Origin of the sequence: Nonomuraea sp. ZG12, assembly GCF_052068115.1 — a bacterium.
Classification (GTDB): domain Bacteria; phylum Actinomycetota; class Actinomycetes; order Streptosporangiales; family Streptosporangiaceae; genus Nonomuraea.
The window spans coordinates 169241-186240 of sequence record NZ_JBQHCW010000003.1; the positions used below are offsets into that span (position 1 = coordinate 169241).

Genomic DNA, 17000 nt, shown 5'->3' on the forward strand with positions numbered 1-17000 from the left:
AATTGCTCTATGACCGGCAGGATCCGCAGGTCTCCGAGCCGCCGTTGGTCCCGCCGATTCCGAGAAGCTCCACCGGCATGAGCCGAGGCCCTTCCGATGTTCGTCAGCGCATCCCAGCTCAACACAGCCGACCAGAATCCGTCAAGACCTACCTATTTAATAGGTAAATCCACCACGACCGGAAGCCGGCTTCCCACAGAGGCATGACCTGGGCGGATGTCGTGATCGACAGGCGCACTGTTCGCGCTCCCTTCTGCCGCGACAGCGACAACCGGCCCGCTCGCCGCCTAGTGATCTCCCGCGGGTTCGAGTGCCTTCTCCAGAAGTTTCATCAGCTGAAGGAGCTCTTCGGGACTCAGCCGAGCGAACGGGCTCAACGCCAGCGTCGCCGCGATCACCGTCGCCCGCGCGCGCCGCCCGCTCTCCGTCAGGGTCAGCACGCGTGACCGGCGGTCGTCGGGATCGACGGACCGCTCGACGTAGCCCCGATCGACGAGCTGGTTGGTGACGAAGCTGAGGTTGGGCGCATTGCAGAACAGCCGATCGGCCATCGCCTTCATCGACGGCGGCGCCTCGTGCGGATCGATCATCCAGAGGGCCTGGGCGGTCGCCTGCGTCAGACCCTGTTCGGCCACTACGGCGTCGATCCGGTCGCTGGTCAGCATGAACATCTCGTGATTCGCCATCACTACCGCTTCGAGGACGCTTCGGGTCATGGCCTCATCCTCACCTTTGTACTTCGAGACTCGAAGTGTTACGTTAATTCGAGTCTCGAAGTAAACGTGCGATCTTCGCCGGGGCCGTCACCGCGCCCCGTCCGCCCGAGACACCCGCGAAGCCAGTTCCGAGGTCGACAGGAAGCGATCGCCCATGCACACCTACTCGAACACCACAGCCCTGGTCACCGGGGCCTCGAAAGGACTGGGCGAGGCGTACGCGCGTGAGCTCGCCCGCCGAGGTGCGAACCTCGTCCTCGTCGCCCGCTCGGCCGATGTGCTCCGTGGCCTTGCCGAGCAGATCCAGGCCGCGCACCACGTCAGGGTGGACGTGATCGCCGCGGACCTCTCGGATCGGCGTTCCCCGCAGGCGGTGGCCGACGAGATCATGCGTCTCGGCCTGGCCGTGGACCTCCTGGTCAACAATGCCGGGCTGGGATCGGTCGGCCCCTTCCTGAGCCGCCCTCTCGAACCCAATCTGCAGTCGGTCGAGGTGAACATCACCGCGCTGATGGGCCTGGTCCACCTTCTGGGAGCCGACATGCTCGAACGCGGTCGCGGCGGCATCATCAACGTCGCCTCCACGGCCGCCTTCCAGCCCATGCCCTATCAGGCGAGTTATGCCGCCACCAAAGCGTTCGTGCTCTCGTACACCGAGGCGCTCGCCGAGGAACTCCGAGGCACCGGCCTCCGCGTGATGGCGGCACATCCCGGGGCCACCGACACCGGATTCTTCAGCCGTACGACCGCCTCCATGGACCCGAAGGCGGACACCCCGGAGAGCGTCGCGGCCAACACGCTCGACGACTTCGCACGCGGCCTGGCCGCCTCCTATCCCGGTCGCACCTTCAATCGCGCCGCGACCTGGGCGGCGCGCCTGCTGCCCCGGACCACGGTCGCCCGGGTCACCGGCGGCCTCAACCGCAAGGCCGGCTTCCATGACGTCAGCGATCTCGACCCGGCCACGTCATGACACCAGGACCTGTCAGGGGAGAGCGGATGACCGCGCTGAACGAGCCGCTGCACCTGCGCAACGGCGCCCCGCTGAAGAACCGGATCGCGAAGGCCGCGATGGAGGAGCTGCTCGCCACGACTGGCCAGCTTCCTGGCGACGAGCTCGTCACGCTCTATCGGCGGCTGGCCGCAGGCGGTGCCGGGCTTCTGATCAGCGGGCACGTCATGATCGATCGCCGGGCGGTCGCTCACCCCGGAGACGTCGTGCTGGAGCAGGACACGCCTCTCGAACCGTTTCGCCGCTGGGCGGCCGCCGGGCAGTCGGCAGGCGGACAGATCTGGATGCAGATCAACCACCCCGGGCGGGTCATCCCGAAGGACCTCGCCGACATCACCTGGGCCCCGTCCGCGGTCCCGATCGACCTCGGCGGATTCTCCGGCATGTATCCAACACCACGGCCGATGACCGCCCTGGAGATCGACGAGACGGTGGCACGTTTCGCGGTGACGGCGCGGCTGGCGCAGCGGAGCGGGTTCGACGGGGTCGAGATCCACGCCGCACACGGCTACCTGCTGTCCCAGTTCCTGTCCCCGCTGGTGAATCGGCGTGCCGACAGCTGGGGCGGCAGCCTGCCCAACCGCGCCCGGATGCTGCTCGATGTCGTGGGCGCGGTACGCCGGCGCGTCGGCACGGGTTTCGCGGTCGCGGTGAAGCTGAACTCCGCGGACTTCCAACGCGGTGGATTCGACACCGACGACGCGCGAGACGTGATCAAAATGCTCGCCGATGCCGGGGCTGACCTGGTCGAATTGTCCGGCGGCAGCATCGAGAGCCTGGTCACCGCGGGCTTCCCCGCGGACGGGCGCACCCTGGCACGAGAGGCGTACTTCCTGGAGCTCGCCGAGCGGCTCGTCGCCTCCTCGCCACTGCCGCTGCTGCTGACCGGCGGAATCCGGCGACGCGCGGTCGCCCAGCAGGTGATCGACTCCGGCGTTGCCGTCGCCGGCATGGCCACAGCGCTGGCCGTCGCGCCCGACCTGCCCGCGCGGTGGCTTGCCGGGACCGACGCCCAGGCCCACCCGCCCCGCACCCGCATCCGGCACAAAGCCTTCGCCGCCGCGGCCGTCCAGGCCGCTACGTCGCGACGGCTCGCCCGCCTCGGCGCGGGCAAGCCGGCCCGGACCCCCTATCCGCCGTCCATCGCGCTCCTCCTCGACCGGCTCATCCGCGCCCGGCGGCGACGCGGCTATCTGAAGTGGCGCACGACCGGCTGACGAAGGACGACTCCCTACGGCCTGGCGATCTCGCCGGTCTCCCCGTAGGTCGTGGTGAACTCGGAGTCGTAGACGATCACAGCGGCCGCATCGACGACACCTGGCTCACCACGCCAGGGCTGCTCTGCCGCATCCCGGACGGGACGTGGGCCGATGACTGACGGATTCGGACGGCAACGGCGCGGACGCGTAGACCCCCTCCCCAACTGGGAGGGGGTCTACGCGTACATCTGAAGCGGCCCGCGCGGCACCAGGTCAGGCGGCGGCGTCGGCCATCCTGCGGAGTCTGGCCAGGGCGTCGCGCTCGATGCGGCGGGCCCGGTCGCGGCCGATGCCGTAGCGCTCGCCCACCTCGGTGAGGGTGTGCTCGCGGCCGTCCACCAGCCCGTAGCGCCAGCGCAGCATGTCGCGCGCGTCGCCCTCCAGCCCGGTCAGCCACTGGTCGAGCCGCTCGCGCTCCAGGATGTCGATCGCCTGCTGCTCCGGATCGGCCCACGTGTCGTCGGCGATCATGTCGCCCAGCTCGGTCTCATCCTCGTCACCCACGCCGAGCTGCAGCGAGACCGGGTCGGACGCCCAGCGGCGCAGCTCCTTGACCCGCTCGATCGGCAGCTCCAGGAGCGCCGCGAGCTCCTCGTCGGTGGGCTCGACGTCGAGCTCCGCCAGCATGTCCCTGCGCACCCGCATCAGCCGGGTCATCTGCTCCCCGGCGTGCGTGGGCAGCCGCACCGGCCTGGCCTGCTCGTGGATCGCCCGGCCCACCGACTGCCGGATCCACCAGGTGGCGTAGGTGGAGAACTTGTAGCCCCGCTTGTAGTCGAACTTCTCCACCGCGCGGACCAGCCCCAGGTTGCCCTCCTGGACCAGGTCGATCAGCGGCATCCCGCGCCCCGAGTATTTGCGGGCCACCGCCACGACCAGGCGCAGGTTGGCCTGGATGAACTCGTCCTTCGCCCGCTGGCCCGAGATGGCCAGCCTCTCAAGCTCCTCGTCCGCCGCATCCCCCATGCGCGGCTCCGAGCCCCCACTGTCGAGCAACTGCTCGGCGAAGAGTCCCGCCTCGATCCGCTTGGCGAGCTCCACCTCCTGCTCCGCAGTGAGCAGCGGAACCCTGCCGATCTCCGCCAGGTACGTCCCCAGCAGATCCCGGTCAGCGACGTGCTGCTCGCTTCCGCGACTCCCCGTAGGCCTTGCCATCCCCAGGCACCTCGTTCCCGCAGCTGCGTTCTTATCCCGCCAACGTCTGGCCAGAAGCAAAGATTCCCTAAAGGCCTACGACCAGCGGAGGGTTCTGCGGGTCCTCCTCAAGGAGGAGACCGGCCTGAAACACCTGGTGAACAAGGGGAACGCCGGGGCGATAGGCCAGATGCACATAGGAGGGAGCGTCGAGAACGACGAGGTCCGCGCGGGTGCCGGGGCGCAGCCAGCCTACGTCCGTCCTGCGCAACGCGCGCGCCCCGCCGTAGGTGGCGGCCCTGATCGCCTCCAGCGGCGTCATCCCCATCTCCCGTACGGCCAGCGCGACGCAGAACGGCATGGAGGAGGTGTACGACGACCCCGGGTTGCAGTCGGTGGCCAGCGCGACCGTCACCCCCGCGTCGATGAGCCTTCTGGCGTCCGGGTACGGCGAGCGGGTGGAGAACTCCGCCCCGGGTAGCAGCGTCGCGACGGTGCCCGACGAGGCCAGCGCGTCGACGTCGGCCGGGGTGAGGTGGGTGCAGTGGTCGGCCGAGGCCGCGCCGAGCTCGCACGCGATGCGCACGCCCGGCCCCTCGCCGAGCTGGCCCGCGTGCACCCGGGCCTGCAGCCCGGCCGCGATCCCGGCACGCAGGATCTCCCGCGTCTGGTCGCCGTCGAACGCGCCGCGCTCGCAGAAGACGTCCACCCATTTCGCGTACGGCGCGCAGGCCTGGAGCATCTCACCGGCGACGAGCCGTACATAGTCGTCAGCGTCCATCCCCGAGGGGACCACGTGGGCGCCCAGGAAGGTGGTCTCGTCGGTGAGGGCGGTGGCGATCTCCAGGCAGCGCCGCTCGTCCTCGACGGTCAGGCCGTAGCCGCTCTTGATCTCCACGGTGGTGGTGCCCTGCGCGCGCATCTCCTTCACCAGGGCGGCGGCGCGGGTGGCCAGCTCGGCGTCTCCCGCCTGCCGGGTGGCGGCGACCGTGGTCCTGATGCCGCCTCCGGTGTAGGCCTGGCCGGACATGCGGGCCTGGAACTCGGCCGTCCGGTCTCCCGCGAACACCAGGTGCGCGTGGCTGTCGACGAAGCCGGGGATCACCCCCCTGCCCTCCGCCGCCACCCTGCGGTCGGCCTGCGGCGCCTCGGCGGCCGGCCCGGTCCAGGCCACCAGGCCGTCCTCGACCACGAGGGCCGCGTCCTCGATCTCCTCGCGCTCCGGGTCACCGGTGTAGAGCACCCCGATGCCGTCGATCACCGTGCTGGTCATCCGGTGCCCACCCTTCCGCTCACCCGCCGTATCGCCTCGGACAGCATGGTCCCGACGTCGCCCAGCTCGTGCCGCCCCTCGCTGACCACCTGGCGACCGCCGGAGATCACCGAATGCACGTCGGCCGCCGTCGCCGCGAACGCGACCGCCTCCAGCCCGGCCGCGCCGGCCGTACGCACAGAGTCCAGCCGCACGGAGACCAGGTCGGCCCACGCGCCGGGCAGGAGCTGCCCCGCGTCGGGGAAGCCGAGCGAGACGTGACCGGTGAAGGTGGCGGCGCGCAACAGCTCGGCGGCGCTCCAGTGGCCGCGCCGCTCGCTCGCCAGCCGTTCGTCCAGCTCGACCGCGCGGGCCTCCTCGAACAGGTCGATCACGGCGTGGCTGTCGGAGCCGAGCGTCATCGCCGAGCCCCGGTCGTACAGCGTTCTGGCCGGCCCGATGCCGTCTGCCAGGTCGCGCTCGGTGGTCGGGCACATGCACACGTAGGTGCCGGACTGGCCGAGCAGCTCGACGTCGACCTCGGACAGGTGGGTGGCGTGCACCGCGGTCGAGCGCGGCCCGAGCGCGCCGTGCTCGTGCAGCACCTGCACGGGAGTCGCGGCGTACGTCTCCACGCACGCGGTGTTCTCGGCCCGCTGCTCCGACACGTGCGCGTGCAGCGGGACCGCGTGCCGGTGGGAGAACTCCGCGATCACCGGCATCTGCTCGGGCGGCACCGCGCGGACCGAGTGGATGGCCGCGCCGATCTCCACGTCCAGCTCGCCCCGGTAGGCGGCGGCCAGCTCCTCGGCCCGCACCGCCCACCCGTCGGCGTTCCCGTCCCCGAACCGCAGTTGCGCCCCGGCCAGCGGTGTGCCGGGCCCGCCCGAGACGTAACAGGCGTCGATCAGCGCGATCCGCAGCCCCGCCTCGCGGGCGGCCCGCACCAGGACGTGGCCCATGGTGTTCGCGTCGTCGTACGGCCTGCCGCCCGGCGCGTGGTGCAGGTAGTGGAACTCCCCCACGCAGGTGATCCCCGCCAGCGCCATCTCGGCGTAGGTGGCCCTCGCCAGGGCGAGGTACGCGTCGGGGTCGAGCCCCGCCGCCACCTCGTACATCCGGTCGCGCCAGGTCCAGAAATCGCCCTTGCCCGTCTGCGTCGTGCCGCGCAGCGCCCGGTGGAAGGCGTGTGAGTGGGCGTTGGCCAGGCCCGGGAGGGTGAGCCCCGGCAGGCGGCGCGCCCCGCCCGGGTCCCCCTGTACGACCTCGACGATCCGGGCGCCGTCGATCGTCACGAGCACGCTGTCGGCGACGCCGTCGGGCAGCCAGGCCTGTTCGCACCAGTAGGTCAGCGGCACAGCTCCTCCAGCACACTCGCCAGTGCGACGACTCCCGCCTGGCAGTCTGCCTGCTCGGCGTGCTCTTCCGGGGAGTGGGACACGCCGGTGGGGTTACGTACGAACAGCATGGCGGCGGGAACGCCCGCGGCGGCCAGGATGCCGGCGTCGTGCCCGGCGCCGGTCGGCAGGATCGGCGCCGGCGTGCCGCCGCCCACGACGGCGGCCAGCCGCTCCCGCAGCCCGTGGTCGAAGTCCACCAGGGGCGTCCACGACTCCTCGCTCACCTCGGCCGTCACCCCGGCGCCTCCGCCCGTTCCGCTTCCGGCCGTGGACGCCAGGGCGGTCAGTTCCTCCACCAAGGCGCGGACGTCGGCCTCGTCCGGGCCGCGGGCGTCGAGCCACGCCGATACCAGGCCGGGCACCGCGTTGGCGTTGTTGGGCGAGACGCGTACCTTGCCGATCGTGGCGACGATGTCGCGCCGGGCGGCGGCGTCGCGGGCGGCCGGCACCAGGCGGGCGAACGGCAGCATCGGGTCGTCGCGGTCCGCGAGCCTGGTGGTGCCCGCATGGTCGGCCCGCCCCCGGAAGTCGAACCGCCAGCGCCCGTGCGGCCAGATCGCCTGGGCCACGCCCACCGGTCTGCCGAGCCGTACCAGGCCTTGGCCCTGCTCCACGTGCAGCTCCACGAACGTGGCGACCTGGGCGAGCGTCTCGTCGTCGCGGCCCAGCCCGCGCGGGTCGCGGCCGGCCTTGGTGAGGACGTCGGCCAGGGTGTCGCCCTCGTCGTCCCTGAGCGCCAGCGCCCGCTCGGGCGCGAGCATCCCGGTGAGCAGCCGCGACCCGACGCACGGCACTCCGAACCGGGCACCCTCTTCGTCCGTGAAGCACGCGACGCCGAGCGGCTTCTTCGGGAAGAAGTCCCGATTTTTCAGCACATCGATGGCTGCGAAGGCCGAGACCACCCCGAGGGGCCCGTCGTACGCGCCGCCCTGCCGTACGGAATCGAGGTGGCTGCCCGTGACCACGCCAGGCTCGCGCGCGGGGTCGCCCCACCAGGCCCAGAGATTGCCGTTACGGTCCTCCCGCAGGTCCAGACCCCTGCGCGTGGCCTCGCCCGCGAACCACTCACGCAGCTCCAGGTCAGGCGGAGACCACGCGTCCCTGACGTAGCCATTGGTGGCGGAGTCCCGACCGGTACGCGCGAGTTCCTCAAGCATGAACCCACTGTAGTGAATGGATCCATTCACACTCACGCCGACGGCCCGGAGCGGCCCTGCCAACCTGCCGAGTGGCGAAGCGCCGGGCAGGGTTCTACGTGACGGGTCCCGCGCTCGGTCTGAGGGTGAGCTCGGTGAGGTGGGCGTCGGGGCCGGCGTTGACGGCGGCGAGGACGGCGCGAGCCACGCTGTCGGCCTGAAGGTAACGGTCCGGCTCGAACGCGCCGCCCTCCTGCTCGCGCACGCTCCGCTGCATGTCGGTGTCCACCCTGCCGGGGTAGACCGAGGTGACGCGAAGGTCCGGCTCCTCCTGCCGCAGCGCGTCAGCGAAGGCCCGTAGCGCGAACTTGCTGGCGGCGTACGCGGCCCAGCCCGGGTTGGCCCGCAGCCCGGCGCCGGAATTGACGCAGATCACGTGGCCGCGCGCCCGCCTGAGGGCCGGCAGGACGAGCCGGGTGAGGTCCGCGACCGCGAAGAGGTTGAGCGCCATCGTGTCACGCCACACCGAGGCGGGCAGCTCCCCGATCCGGCCGAGCGTGGTGACGCCGGCGCTGTGGACCAGCACGTCGAGCCGATCGACGCCGGCGACGTCCGCCTCGGTCACCTCAGTGAGCTCCACCGGCCAGGGCCGCGCGTCGGGCAGCTCCGCCGCCAGGGCGGCCAGCGCCCGCTCGTCGCGCCCGCCGAGGATGACGTGGTGGGTCGGGGCGAAGGCACGGGCGACGGCCGCCCCCACCCCGCGAGTGGCCCCTGTGACCAGGGCCGTAGGTCGTTCGCTCATGGTCGGAAGCCTCTCACGATTGACAGGCACTAAAATTTGAGTACAAACTTGAGTACATGTCCACGACCACCCGCATTCTCATTCTCGGCACGTTGCTCGACGGCCCGCTGAACGGCTACCAGGTCCGACGGCACCTGGAGACCTGGGGAGCCGACAGCTGGGCCAACGTCAAGTTCGGCTCGATCTATCACGGGCTCGGCAAGATGGCCGACGAAGGCCTGCTGGAGGTGGTCGAGACGGGCAAGGGCGGCTCCACCGTCTACGCCCTGACCGACGACGGCCGCTTCGAGTACCACCGGCTGCTCATGCTCACCTGGCACGAGGTCAAGCCCATCGTGGATCCCTTCCAGGTGGCGGTCACCTTCCTCGACAGGCTGGAGCGTCCGCAGCTGGTGAGCGCGTTGCAGGCCCGGATCGAGCAGCTCAAGCTGGGCATCGCGACGACCGAGCGGGCGCTCGGCGCCAAGCAGCGCTTCGGCGCCCCCCGGCACATCGACGAGAACCTCAAGCTCAACATCGGCACCCTGCGCGCGCAGCTCGACTGGTGCGAACAGGCGCTGCCGAAAGTGGAGAACGACGAGCTTCCCTGAGGAGAAGCATGATCATCAATGCCCACGGCTTAAAGAAGACCTTCACCACCAAGAGCCGCAAGGGCGCCCAGACGGTCGAGGCCGTCAGAGGCGTCGACCTGGAGGTGAAGGCAGGAGAGATCTACGGCGTGCTGGGCCCCAACGGCGCCGGCAAGACGACCACGATCAGGATGCTCGCCACGCTCATCAGGCCCGACGCCGGCAGCGCCACGATCGCCGGGCACGACCTGCTGAAGCAGCCGGGCGAGATCCGCCGCCGTCTCGGCTACGTCAGCCAGTCCGGCGGAGTGGAGGAGCAGATCTCCGCCCGCGCGCAGATCGTCTTCGCCGCCAAGCTGTACGGGGTGCCGGATCCGGTCAAGGCGGCGGACGAGATGCTCGACAGGTTCGAGTTGTCCGAGATCGCCGACCGGCCGGGCCGTACCCTTTCCGGCGGCCAGAAACGGCGGGTCTCCATCGCGCTCGGGCTGGTGCACACCCCGCCGCTGCTGTTCCTCGACGAGCCCACTACCGGCCTGGACCCGCAGAATCGGGCCAACCTGTGGGACCGCATCAAGGAGCTGCGCGACCAGGGCACCAGCGTCCTGCTCAGCACCCACTACCTGGAGGAGGCGGACGCGCTCTGCGACCGCCTGGCCATCGTGGACCACGGTGTGGTCGTGGCCGACGGCACCCCGGCCGAGCTCAAGCGGGAGGTGTCCGGAGACGTGGTGACCCTCAGGCTCGACGAGCCGGAGCGGGCGGCCGCGACGCTGGCGCCGCTGGCCAGGCAGACCCGCCTGGACCAGGACGTACTGCGCGTGTACGTGGACGACGGCGAGCACACCCTGCCCCCGCTGCTGCGCGCACTGGAGGAACAGCGGCTCGGCATCACCTCCATCGCCCTCGACCGCGCCACGCTCGACGACGTCTTCCTGGCCAAGACCGGCCGGTCACTGCGCGACACGGGAGCCGCCGCATGATCAGGGACACCGCGCTCTTCCTCGGCCACGAGGTGCGCAACACCATGCGCAATCCGGTCTGGCCGTTGTTCGGGATCATCCAGCCGGTGATGTACCTGCTGCTGTTCGCCCCGCTGTACGCCGGCATGGCCTTCGGCGGCGACCTCGGCCGGGCGCTGACCTCCTTCGCGCCCGGCATGCTCGTCATCACCGCGTTGTTCGGCTCGATGGGCGTCGCCTACGGCACCATCTACGAGATGCGCAGCGGCGTGCTGGAGCGCATCGCGGTCGCGCCCGTCTGGCGGCCCGCGCTCGTGCTGGGCCGCATGCTCAGGGACGTGGCCGTGCTGACGGTCCAGTCGCTGATGGTGATCCTCATCGCGCTGGTCATGGGCCTGCGAATCGGCCCGGTGGAGGCGCTGCTCATGCTGCTGCTCCTCGGTGTGACCGGGCTTTTCGCCTCCGGCGTGGCCTACGGCCTGGCGCTCGGCCTGCGTGACGAGAACGCGATGGGGCAGATCATGCAGTTCTTCGCGCTGCCCCTGATGCTGCTGTCGGGCGCGCTGCTGCCCATGGCACTCGGCCCCGACTGGCTGGAGCGGATCGCCTGGTTCACACCCTTCTATCACCCGGTGGAGGCCGGCCGGGCGCTGTTCGCCGGCGACCTCACCGACCTGTCGGTGCCCGTGGCGTTCGCCGTCATGCTGGGTCTCGCGGCGCTGACCGTGACCTGGTCGGTGCGCTCACTAAGGAAGATCGCCGGTTGAGGAGGCGCCCCGCTCCGCCATAGACCACAGCGCCCACAGCTCCACCTCGACCTCACACGCGGCGGCGGCCTTGAACACGGCGCGCGCACCGGACTCCAGGGTCACGGCAGCGACCGTGTCGACCGCGAACCCGGACAGCGGCTCATACCCTGTCACTCGCTGGGCCGGGCAGACGCTGGACCATCTCGCCATCAATGCGCCCGTCATCGCTCACCACCACCGGCCGCCTCTGCCGACTCCCGGTCGACCCACTGGCAACCTTCGGTCGGTCGAACGCAACCTGCGGCCGTACCGGGAGGTGGGGGTCGCTTCCTAGCGTGCTGGTCATGGATGCACCACGAGGCAGAGCCGTCCTGGGGGCGCTCGCGCTCCTGCTCACGCAGGGCTGCGAGGCGGCCCGGACCGAAGGAGATCCGGTGGCTGCAGTCAGCGCGACCAGCCCGGCGACCAGCGGCGCGGCCAGTGCGTCGAGCAGCGCCGGGGCCGGGCCTGAGGTGAGGCTTGACAGCGGGCGAGTTCGGGGGACAGAAGACGGAAATGTCCTGAGATTTCGGGGTATCCGGTACGCCCAGCCGCCCATCGGCGAACTGCGCTGGCAACCGCCCAAGCCCGTCGCCAGGTGGCAGGGCGTCGTACCCGCGACAACCTCCGGCCCGGCGTGCCCCCAGGCGAGCGACAACCCGAAGGAGAGCAGCGACGCCGAGGACTGCCTCACGCTCGACGTGACCGTACCGAAGAAGGCGGGCCAGAAGCCGAGGCCGGTGCTGGTCTGGCTGCACGGCGGCGGGTTCAACGCGGGCCGGGGCGCCGACTACGACCCGCGCCGCCTCGCCGTCCAGGGCGACGTCATGGTGGTCACGGTGGAGTTCCGGCTCGGCGTGCTCGGCTACCTGGCCGTCCCCGGAATGTCCGGCGGAGGCACGTTCGGGCTGCAGGACCAGCAGGCGGCACTGCGCTGGGTACGGCGGAACGCGGCGGCCTTCGGGGGCGACGCCGGGAACGTGACGTTGTTCGGCGAGTCGGGCGGCGGCATCGCCACCTGCGGCCACCTCACCTCCCCCGCCGGCCGCGGCCTGTTCCACAAGGCGATCATCCAGAGCGGCACGTGCGGCACGGTCCTGCTGCCGAACGCGGCCGCCCCCGGCACGCCGAGGATCCCGTACTGGCGGTCGCTGAAGGAGACCTACGCCGCCACCCAGACCGCAGCCCGGCGGGTCGGCTGCCGTGACGCCGCCAGGACGCTGGAGTGCCTGCGCGCCAAACCGGTCAAGGACCTGCTGAACCTGACCGAGTACTTCACGGCGGCGTCCTACGGCGGCCCCACCTTTCCCGTCGCCCCCGACCAGGCGCTGCGCGACGGGGACTTCGCCCGGGTGCCGGTGCTGTCGGGCCACACGTCCGAGGAGGCCCTGCTGATGGCCGGGGTGATGACCCTGCTCGGCAAGCCGATCAACGACGCCAACCTGCCCGACCTGCTCCGCCAGGGCTTCGGCGACCAGGCGGACGAGGTCGCCCGCCGCTATCCCCGCGACCGGTACGGCACCGCGCACGAGGCGTGGGCGGCGCCGTACACCGATGCGATCTTCTCCTGCCCACATGCCGCCACCCAGGACGCCCTCACGAAGCACACCAGGGTGTACGCGTACGTCTTCGGCGACGACACCGCGCCTCCGTTCATCCCGACCGTGCCCGGTTTCCCGGCCGGCGCGGGACATGCTTCGGAGCTGGCGTACCTCTTCGACGTCAAAGAGAAGCCGATCAACCTCGACGGCCGGCCCGTCCCGCTCACGGGGACCCAGCGGTCGGTGGCCCGGGATATGGTGACCGCCTGGGCCACGTTCGCGCGGACCGGCACGCCGGCGTCGAGCGGCAAGGCGTGGCCGCGCTGGCGGGGCGGCAAGCCGGTGGCCCACCTGATCACCGAGCGGCCGGGCAGCACCGCCACCACGCCCGCGCCCCGATGTGACCTGTTCAACCGACCATGACCTCCCCACCCCAGATGAACGAGGCCAGGAGGGCTCAGGCCTTCCTGGTCCTCGCCATGGTCGCGTTCATCCTGCTCGACCTGGCCCTCTACCGGAACGTCCAGCGCACCAGCGGCCCCCTGGGCCCGGCCGCCGGGCTGGTGCTGAGCCTGGTCGTGAACGCCTGCCTGCCCTTCCTCGGCCGCTTCCCCCGGATGGTGGCGCTGGTGGCGTGCGCGACGACGGTGGCGGCGGCCGTCGGGGACACGCTGGCTCCCGGGACGTTCACCCCGGCCGAGCAGGCCACGCCGGTGACCGCGCCGCTGTGCACGCCGGTGATCGTGTGGTTCCTGGTCCATGAGCTGCCGCGCCGGAAGGCGCTGGCGTACGTGACGGTGCTGGCCCTGTCGGCCGGCCGGCCGTGGGCCCCGGACTGGGAGACGGTGTACGCCGGGCTCACCACGACGGTCCTGCCCGCCGTACTCGCTCTGTACGTCCGCGCCCGCCGGGAACTGGTGAGATCGTTGCGGGACAGGGCGGAGAGCGCGGAACGGGAGCGACGCCTTCTCACCGAGCAGGCGGAGAGCGCGGAACGCGAGCGGCACCTGCTGGCCGAGCGGGCCAGGGCGGGCGAGCGGCAGCGGCTGGCCGGGGAGATGCACGACATCGTCACCCATCACGTCACGGAGATCGTCCTGGCCGCCGGCGCCCTGAAGGTCTCGACCGCCGACCACGCCGTCCGGTCCGCCGCCGAGCACATCCGCGACGCGGGTACCCGCACGCTCACGGAGTTGCGCGACCTGATCGGCATCGTGCGCGGCCACGACCAGCCCCAGGAGTCCAAGGAGCCGCCGGATGTCACGCTGACCTCCGCCGACCTCGATTTCCTGGTGGACGGGGCCGTCGCGGCGGGCAACCCGACCACCTTGCGCGTCACCGGCCGGCCGGGAGCGGTGACCCCGGCGATCGCGCGGGCCGCGTACCGGGTGCTGCAGGAGGCGCTGACCAACGCGCGGAAACACGCGCCCGGCACGCGGGTGGAGGCCGAGCTCGCCTACGACCACCACACCATGACCGTCACGGTGAGCAACGCCCCGCCTGTGTCCGCCTCCGAGCTGGCGGCGGGTGGCTCCGGTATGGGCCTGGACGGGCTGCGGCGCCGCGTCACCCTGCTCGGCGGCACCTTCGCTGCCGCCTCCGGCCCGGACGGCGGTTTCCGCGTCGCCGCCACCCTCCCCGCCTCCGTTCCCACGGAGACCGGGCAGCACGGAACCAGGCAGCGCGGACGGGAGACGACATGATCAAGGTGCTCGTGGCCGACGACGACCCCATGGTCCGCCGTCACCTCCGGACGATCCTCGCCTCGGCAGGCGAGATCGAGGTGGTGGCCGAGGCCGAGGACGGGGCGGAGGCAGTGGAGGCGGTGCTGCGTACGGCCCCCGACGTCGTCCTGATGGACATCAGAATGCCGGGCGTGGACGGCATCACCGCGACCGCCGAGATCACCAGGTTGAGCACCTCACCGGCGGTGGTCGCGCTGACCACGTTCGACTCCGACACCCACGTCCTGAGGGCGCTGGAGGCGGGAGCCAGCGGCTTCCTGGTGAAATCCACGCCACCGGAGGACCTGATCGACCTCGTCAAGGTCGCGGCCCAGGGCCACACCGTGCTGTCACCGTCGGCGGCCCGCCACCTCGTCTCACGCTCGGCGAGCACGGACGACGCCCGCCAGGCCGTACGAGCCAGGGTCGCCGCGCTGAGCGACCGTGAGCGCGACGTGCTCGGCTGCCTCGGCGAGGGCCTGACCAACGGCGAGATCGCGGCCCGCCTGTTCCTGTCGGAGACCACGGTCAAGAGCTACGTCTCACGCCTGCTGGACAAGCTCGACCTGGCCAACCGCACTCAGGCGGGCCTCCTCGCCCACCGAGCCGACCTCCTCTGATCTGGAATGAAGATCTGCGGCTGAATCGCTGTCAGGGATTCCACCCCTCCCTACAGGCATGTACGGATCACGGCATCGAGAAGGGCTCAGCCGACCAGGCTGAACCCCTCCCCATGATCCTTGGTGTCCCTGACAAGAACACCGTCATCCGGCCGCCGCATCACCTCGACACAGCTTCCGCCATTCCCGCCAGACGCTTCGGCCTTGGTCCACACACCTACACGGAGACCTGCGTTACTCATAAGTCGTCACCACCTCGCGAATGGCCTCCCGACTTCTGTCGACGGGATACGCCATGCCTTCAGGGGAACAAGGTGGGCTCCCCTACCTCTATGAGTACCTACGCCAACGATCGCCCAGCGGTTACTCTGCAGGTGGGCGGCAACCCTTGGGCGAGAGGGACCCCATGCCGCAGACCAAGCCGACGACGCCGGGGCAGCGCGTTCGCGGACTCCGCCTCCGACGTGGCTACAAGCAGGCGGAACTGGCCGAGCGTGCCGGGCTCAGCGTGGACCTGGTCTCCGCTCTGGAGCGAGACGTCAAGAAGGGCATGTCCTGGTCCAGCATGGTCAAGCTGGCACGGGCACTGGACGTTGATCCCGGAGTCATCGCGGGCAAGGGGCCGTACCTGGAGCCGGTGCCGGGTGCCCCGTCGCTGGCGGTACGCGACGCGGTGATCAATCCTGGTCTGCTGCTGGAGATGAGCCCGGAGGACGGCCAGGAGGAGCCCGACGCGACGGAGCTGTGGCACCGGGTCGAGAGCGGGTATGACGCGTACTTCGGCGGCGAGTTCGGCGTCTTGGCCGCCGACCTGCCTGACCTGATCCACCGGTGCCGCGTGCTGCACGGCGCGGACCGGACAGTCGGCGCAGCCCCATTGGCCCACGCCTGGCAGCTCGCCGCCTGCGTCCTCGTTCATACCGGCCGGGACGACGCTGCCGCTGTCGCGGCCGAGCGGGCGATCAGCGCGGGACAGAGCGGTGACGACCCGTACCGGCTGGCCACCTTGCACGGGACCTACTCATGGGTGTTGCTGCATCAAGGCCGTTCGGAGGAGGCCGAGAAGATCGCTGTTCGCATGGCCGAAGAGATCGAGCCCACCATGTCGGCTGCGGTTCCCAACCAGCTCACCGCCTGGGGTGGTCTCATCCTGCATGCTGCCGTCGCGTGCGGGGCGCGGGGAGACGGTACGCAGGCCGAAGAGTATCTGAGCGTCGCCAGGGCCGGCGCGGCCAGGGCGGGGGCCGACCGGCACGACTATTGGGTGAGCTTCGGCCCTTCTCACGTCGGCGTGCAGGCAACGCATGTCATGACCGCGCTGAACCGTCCCGACGCCGCATTGAAGGCGAGTGCCCTTGTCCGGCGGGCGGATTTGCTGCCGGTGCAGTGGGGGCGCCACCGGCTGAATGATGCCCGCGCTCTGCTGGATTTGCGCAAGTCGGAGGCCGCCGAGGAGGCCGCGGCCGAAGCCAAGGCCGTGTCACTGGAATGGTTCCGCCACCAGGGATTCGCCCGGTCCGTCGTTGATGATCTCGTTGATCACCGTCAGCGGCTTTCGTCGTCACTGCGCGATCTGGTCAGCGCATTCGAGCAGTGACCCGTACGCAGCGTACGGGTCGGCATCAGGACAACGTCCAATCCGTACGCACTGTCCGTACACGCTTCGCCACTCTCGTCTTACCGTGCTTTCTTGGGCGCGCGAGGACTGGACCTTCACGGTTCTCGACCACATCCAAGTGAATGGAGGAGTTCATGCACGTGACCCACGATCCGACCCCCTCGAACCTCGGGGTCTCTGGGGGCAGGTCCCGCCCATGGGGGGTGTCGCAAATGGCGCCGTTTCTCAGGCAGAGCGGAGACAGCGGCCATGTTCCCTATCGTGTCCACCTGGACCCGGTGAAGCAGACGGGCATCTACACCGACCCGGTCACCCACCAGCCGATCGAGGCGGGCAAGCACGGCACGAACAGGCAGAAGCCGAGCCCCACCGCACCTCCGCTGGGTGACGGGAGCAGCGGCAACGCACCCAAAGGCGAGGCAGACAGTACCCAGGACTGGGTACAGGACTGATTCCGATGACAGCAC

General features: G+C 70.6%; 18 protein-coding genes. 10 read left to right on the plus strand and 8 right to left on the minus strand.

Translation table 11 applies throughout. From position 1 onward, the window contains the following. Positions 1-287: 287 nt before the first annotated feature. A complete protein-coding gene (locus ACTMTF_RS12605) occupies positions 288-665 on the minus strand; it encodes a MarR family winged helix-turn-helix transcriptional regulator (RefSeq protein WP_441110756.1) in 378 nt (125 codons plus the stop codon). 205 nt (positions 666-870) lie between these two features. Here ACTMTF_RS12605 and ACTMTF_RS12610 point away from each other — a divergent pair, with 205 nt between their 5' ends. Continuing rightward, complete coding sequence (locus tag ACTMTF_RS12610; protein WP_441110757.1) at positions 871-1689, plus strand: SDR family NAD(P)-dependent oxidoreductase; 819 nt, start codon at positions 871-873, stop codon at positions 1687-1689. Positions 1690-1715: 26 nt separating this feature from the next. Further along, positions 1716-2945, plus strand: coding sequence for an NADH:flavin oxidoreductase/NADH oxidase family protein (locus tag ACTMTF_RS12615; RefSeq protein WP_441110758.1), 1230 nt, complete (start codon positions 1716-1718; stop codon positions 2943-2945). 255 nt (positions 2946-3200) lie between these two features. On the opposite strand, the gene ACTMTF_RS12620 is transcribed toward ACTMTF_RS12615, so the two are convergent. The 5 genes from ACTMTF_RS12620 to ACTMTF_RS12640 all read right to left on the minus strand — a co-directional run bounded on the left by ACTMTF_RS12620 (position 3201) and on the right by ACTMTF_RS12640 (position 8711). Then, positions 3201-4142: an RNA polymerase sigma factor RpoD/SigA gene (locus ACTMTF_RS12620; protein ID WP_397010078.1), complete on the minus strand. Its 942-nt coding sequence runs from the start codon at positions 4140-4142 to the stop codon at positions 3201-3203. 67 nt (positions 4143-4209) lie between these two features. Next, positions 4210-5394, minus strand: a complete 1185-nt coding sequence (gene hutI / locus ACTMTF_RS12625; protein ID WP_441110759.1) for an imidazolonepropionase — start codon at positions 5392-5394, stop codon at positions 4210-4212. Next, positions 5391-6731 (minus strand): formimidoylglutamate deiminase, encoded by a 1341-nt coding sequence (locus tag ACTMTF_RS12630; protein ID WP_441110760.1) that lies wholly within the window; start codon positions 6729-6731, stop codon positions 5391-5393. The genes hutI and ACTMTF_RS12630 overlap by 4 nt, the downstream gene beginning before the upstream one ends. Next, positions 6722-7930: an allantoate amidohydrolase gene (locus tag ACTMTF_RS12635; protein WP_441110761.1), complete on the minus strand. Its 1209-nt coding sequence runs from the start codon at positions 7928-7930 to the stop codon at positions 6722-6724. The genes ACTMTF_RS12630 and ACTMTF_RS12635 overlap by 10 nt, the downstream gene beginning before the upstream one ends. 94 nt (positions 7931-8024) lie before the next feature. After that, positions 8025-8711 (minus strand): SDR family oxidoreductase, encoded by a 687-nt coding sequence (locus ACTMTF_RS12640; protein WP_441110762.1) that lies wholly within the window; start codon positions 8709-8711, stop codon positions 8025-8027. A gap of 56 nt (positions 8712-8767) precedes the next feature. Here ACTMTF_RS12640 and ACTMTF_RS12645 point away from each other — a divergent pair, with 56 nt between their 5' ends. Genes ACTMTF_RS12645 through ACTMTF_RS12655 form a run of 3 tightly spaced genes read left to right on the plus strand, consistent with a single transcriptional unit; the run spans position 8768 to position 11009 of the window. Further along, positions 8768-9301, plus strand: coding sequence for a PadR family transcriptional regulator (locus tag ACTMTF_RS12645; protein ID WP_441110763.1), 534 nt, complete (start codon positions 8768-8770; stop codon positions 9299-9301). Between the two features lie 8 nt (positions 9302-9309). After that, the gene (locus ACTMTF_RS12650; protein WP_441110764.1) at positions 9310-10263 is read left to right on the plus strand and encodes an ATP-binding cassette domain-containing protein; all 954 of its coding nucleotides are present in this window, start codon (positions 9310-9312) and stop codon (positions 10261-10263) included. Continuing rightward, positions 10260-11009: an ABC transporter permease gene (locus ACTMTF_RS12655; protein ID WP_441110765.1), complete on the plus strand. Its 750-nt coding sequence runs from the start codon at positions 10260-10262 to the stop codon at positions 11007-11009. The genes ACTMTF_RS12650 and ACTMTF_RS12655 overlap by 4 nt, the downstream gene beginning before the upstream one ends. Here the strand turns inward: ACTMTF_RS12655 and ACTMTF_RS12660 are convergent. Further along, positions 10989-11216: a hypothetical protein gene (locus tag ACTMTF_RS12660; protein WP_441110766.1), complete on the minus strand. Its 228-nt coding sequence runs from the start codon at positions 11214-11216 to the stop codon at positions 10989-10991. The genes ACTMTF_RS12655 and ACTMTF_RS12660 overlap by 21 nt on opposite strands. A gap of 119 nt (positions 11217-11335) precedes the next feature. On the opposite strand from ACTMTF_RS12660, the gene ACTMTF_RS12665 reads away from it, so the two are divergent. The 3 genes from ACTMTF_RS12665 to ACTMTF_RS12675 are packed head-to-tail and all read left to right on the plus strand — an operon-like array spanning position 11336 to position 14915. Then, positions 11336-12994 carry a carboxylesterase/lipase family protein gene (locus tag ACTMTF_RS12665; RefSeq protein WP_441110767.1) on the plus strand — a complete coding sequence of 553 codons (1659 nt, stop codon included), beginning with the start codon at positions 11336-11338 and terminating at the stop codon, positions 12992-12994. Then, positions 12991-14274 (plus strand): sensor histidine kinase, encoded by a 1284-nt coding sequence (locus ACTMTF_RS12670; protein WP_441110768.1) that lies wholly within the window; start codon positions 12991-12993, stop codon positions 14272-14274. The genes ACTMTF_RS12665 and ACTMTF_RS12670 overlap by 4 nt, the downstream gene beginning before the upstream one ends. Next, positions 14271-14915: a response regulator transcription factor gene (locus tag ACTMTF_RS12675; protein WP_397010092.1), complete on the plus strand. Its 645-nt coding sequence runs from the start codon at positions 14271-14273 to the stop codon at positions 14913-14915. Before ACTMTF_RS12670 ends, ACTMTF_RS12675 begins: the two co-directional genes overlap by 4 nt. An 86-nt stretch (positions 14916-15001) precedes the next feature. Here the strand turns inward: ACTMTF_RS12675 and ACTMTF_RS12680 are convergent, their stop codons facing one another. Further along, the gene (locus tag ACTMTF_RS12680; protein WP_441110769.1) at positions 15002-15157 is read right to left on the minus strand and encodes a DUF397 domain-containing protein; all 156 of its coding nucleotides are present in this window, start codon (positions 15155-15157) and stop codon (positions 15002-15004) included. Between the two features lie 164 nt (positions 15158-15321). On the opposite strand from ACTMTF_RS12680, the gene ACTMTF_RS12685 reads away from it, so the two are divergent. Together ACTMTF_RS12685 and tgmA are read left to right on the plus strand one after the other, a co-directional pair. Then, positions 15322-16512 carry a helix-turn-helix domain-containing protein gene (locus tag ACTMTF_RS12685; protein WP_441110770.1) on the plus strand — a complete coding sequence of 397 codons (1191 nt, stop codon included), beginning with the start codon at positions 15322-15324 and terminating at the stop codon, positions 16510-16512. A gap of 155 nt (positions 16513-16667) precedes the next feature. After that, positions 16668-16985, plus strand: coding sequence for a putative ATP-grasp-modified RiPP (gene tgmA / locus ACTMTF_RS12690; RefSeq protein WP_441110771.1), 318 nt, complete (start codon positions 16668-16670; stop codon positions 16983-16985). The last annotated feature ends 15 nt before the right edge of the window (positions 16986-17000 follow it).

What these genes read in the sequence shown, in the direction of transcription:
- ACTMTF_RS12635 (WP_441110761.1), bottom strand. Translation starts at nt 7,930, where the DNA reads ATGCTTGAGGAACTCGCGCGTACCGGTCGGGACTCCGCCACCAATGGC.
- ACTMTF_RS12640 (WP_441110762.1), bottom strand. Translation starts at nt 8,711, where the DNA reads ATGAGCGAACGACCTACGGCCCTGGTCACAGGGGCCACTCGCGGGGTG.
- ACTMTF_RS12650 (WP_441110764.1), top strand. Translation starts at nt 9,310, where the DNA reads ATGATCATCAATGCCCACGGCTTAAAGAAGACCTTCACCACCAAGAGC.
- ACTMTF_RS12610 (WP_441110757.1), top strand. Translation starts at nt 871, where the DNA reads ATGCACACCTACTCGAACACCACAGCCCTGGTCACCGGGGCCTCGAAA.
- ACTMTF_RS12660 (WP_441110766.1), bottom strand. Translation starts at nt 11,216, where the DNA reads ATGACGGGCGCATTGATGGCGAGATGGTCCAGCGTCTGCCCGGCCCAG.
- ACTMTF_RS12645 (WP_441110763.1), top strand. Translation starts at nt 8,768, where the DNA reads ATGTCCACGACCACCCGCATTCTCATTCTCGGCACGTTGCTCGACGGC.
- ACTMTF_RS12675 (WP_397010092.1), top strand. Translation starts at nt 14,271, where the DNA reads ATGATCAAGGTGCTCGTGGCCGACGACGACCCCATGGTCCGCCGTCAC.
- hutI (WP_441110759.1), bottom strand. Translation starts at nt 5,394, where the DNA reads ATGACCAGCACGGTGATCGACGGCATCGGGGTGCTCTACACCGGTGAC.
- ACTMTF_RS12615 (WP_441110758.1), top strand. Translation starts at nt 1,716, where the DNA reads ATGACCGCGCTGAACGAGCCGCTGCACCTGCGCAACGGCGCCCCGCTG.
- ACTMTF_RS12680 (WP_441110769.1), bottom strand. Translation starts at nt 15,157, where the DNA reads ATGAGTAACGCAGGTCTCCGTGTAGGTGTGTGGACCAAGGCCGAAGCG.
- ACTMTF_RS12665 (WP_441110767.1), top strand. Translation starts at nt 11,336, where the DNA reads ATGGATGCACCACGAGGCAGAGCCGTCCTGGGGGCGCTCGCGCTCCTG.
- ACTMTF_RS12620 (WP_397010078.1), bottom strand. Translation starts at nt 4,142, where the DNA reads ATGGCAAGGCCTACGGGGAGTCGCGGAAGCGAGCAGCACGTCGCTGAC.
- ACTMTF_RS12670 (WP_441110768.1), top strand. Translation starts at nt 12,991, where the DNA reads ATGACCTCCCCACCCCAGATGAACGAGGCCAGGAGGGCTCAGGCCTTC.
- ACTMTF_RS12605 (WP_441110756.1), bottom strand. Translation starts at nt 665, where the DNA reads ATGCTGACCAGCGACCGGATCGACGCCGTAGTGGCCGAACAGGGTCTG.
- ACTMTF_RS12685 (WP_441110770.1), top strand. Translation starts at nt 15,322, where the DNA reads ATGCCGCAGACCAAGCCGACGACGCCGGGGCAGCGCGTTCGCGGACTC.
- ACTMTF_RS12655 (WP_441110765.1), top strand. Translation starts at nt 10,260, where the DNA reads ATGATCAGGGACACCGCGCTCTTCCTCGGCCACGAGGTGCGCAACACC.
- tgmA (WP_441110771.1), top strand. Translation starts at nt 16,668, where the DNA reads ATGCACGTGACCCACGATCCGACCCCCTCGAACCTCGGGGTCTCTGGG.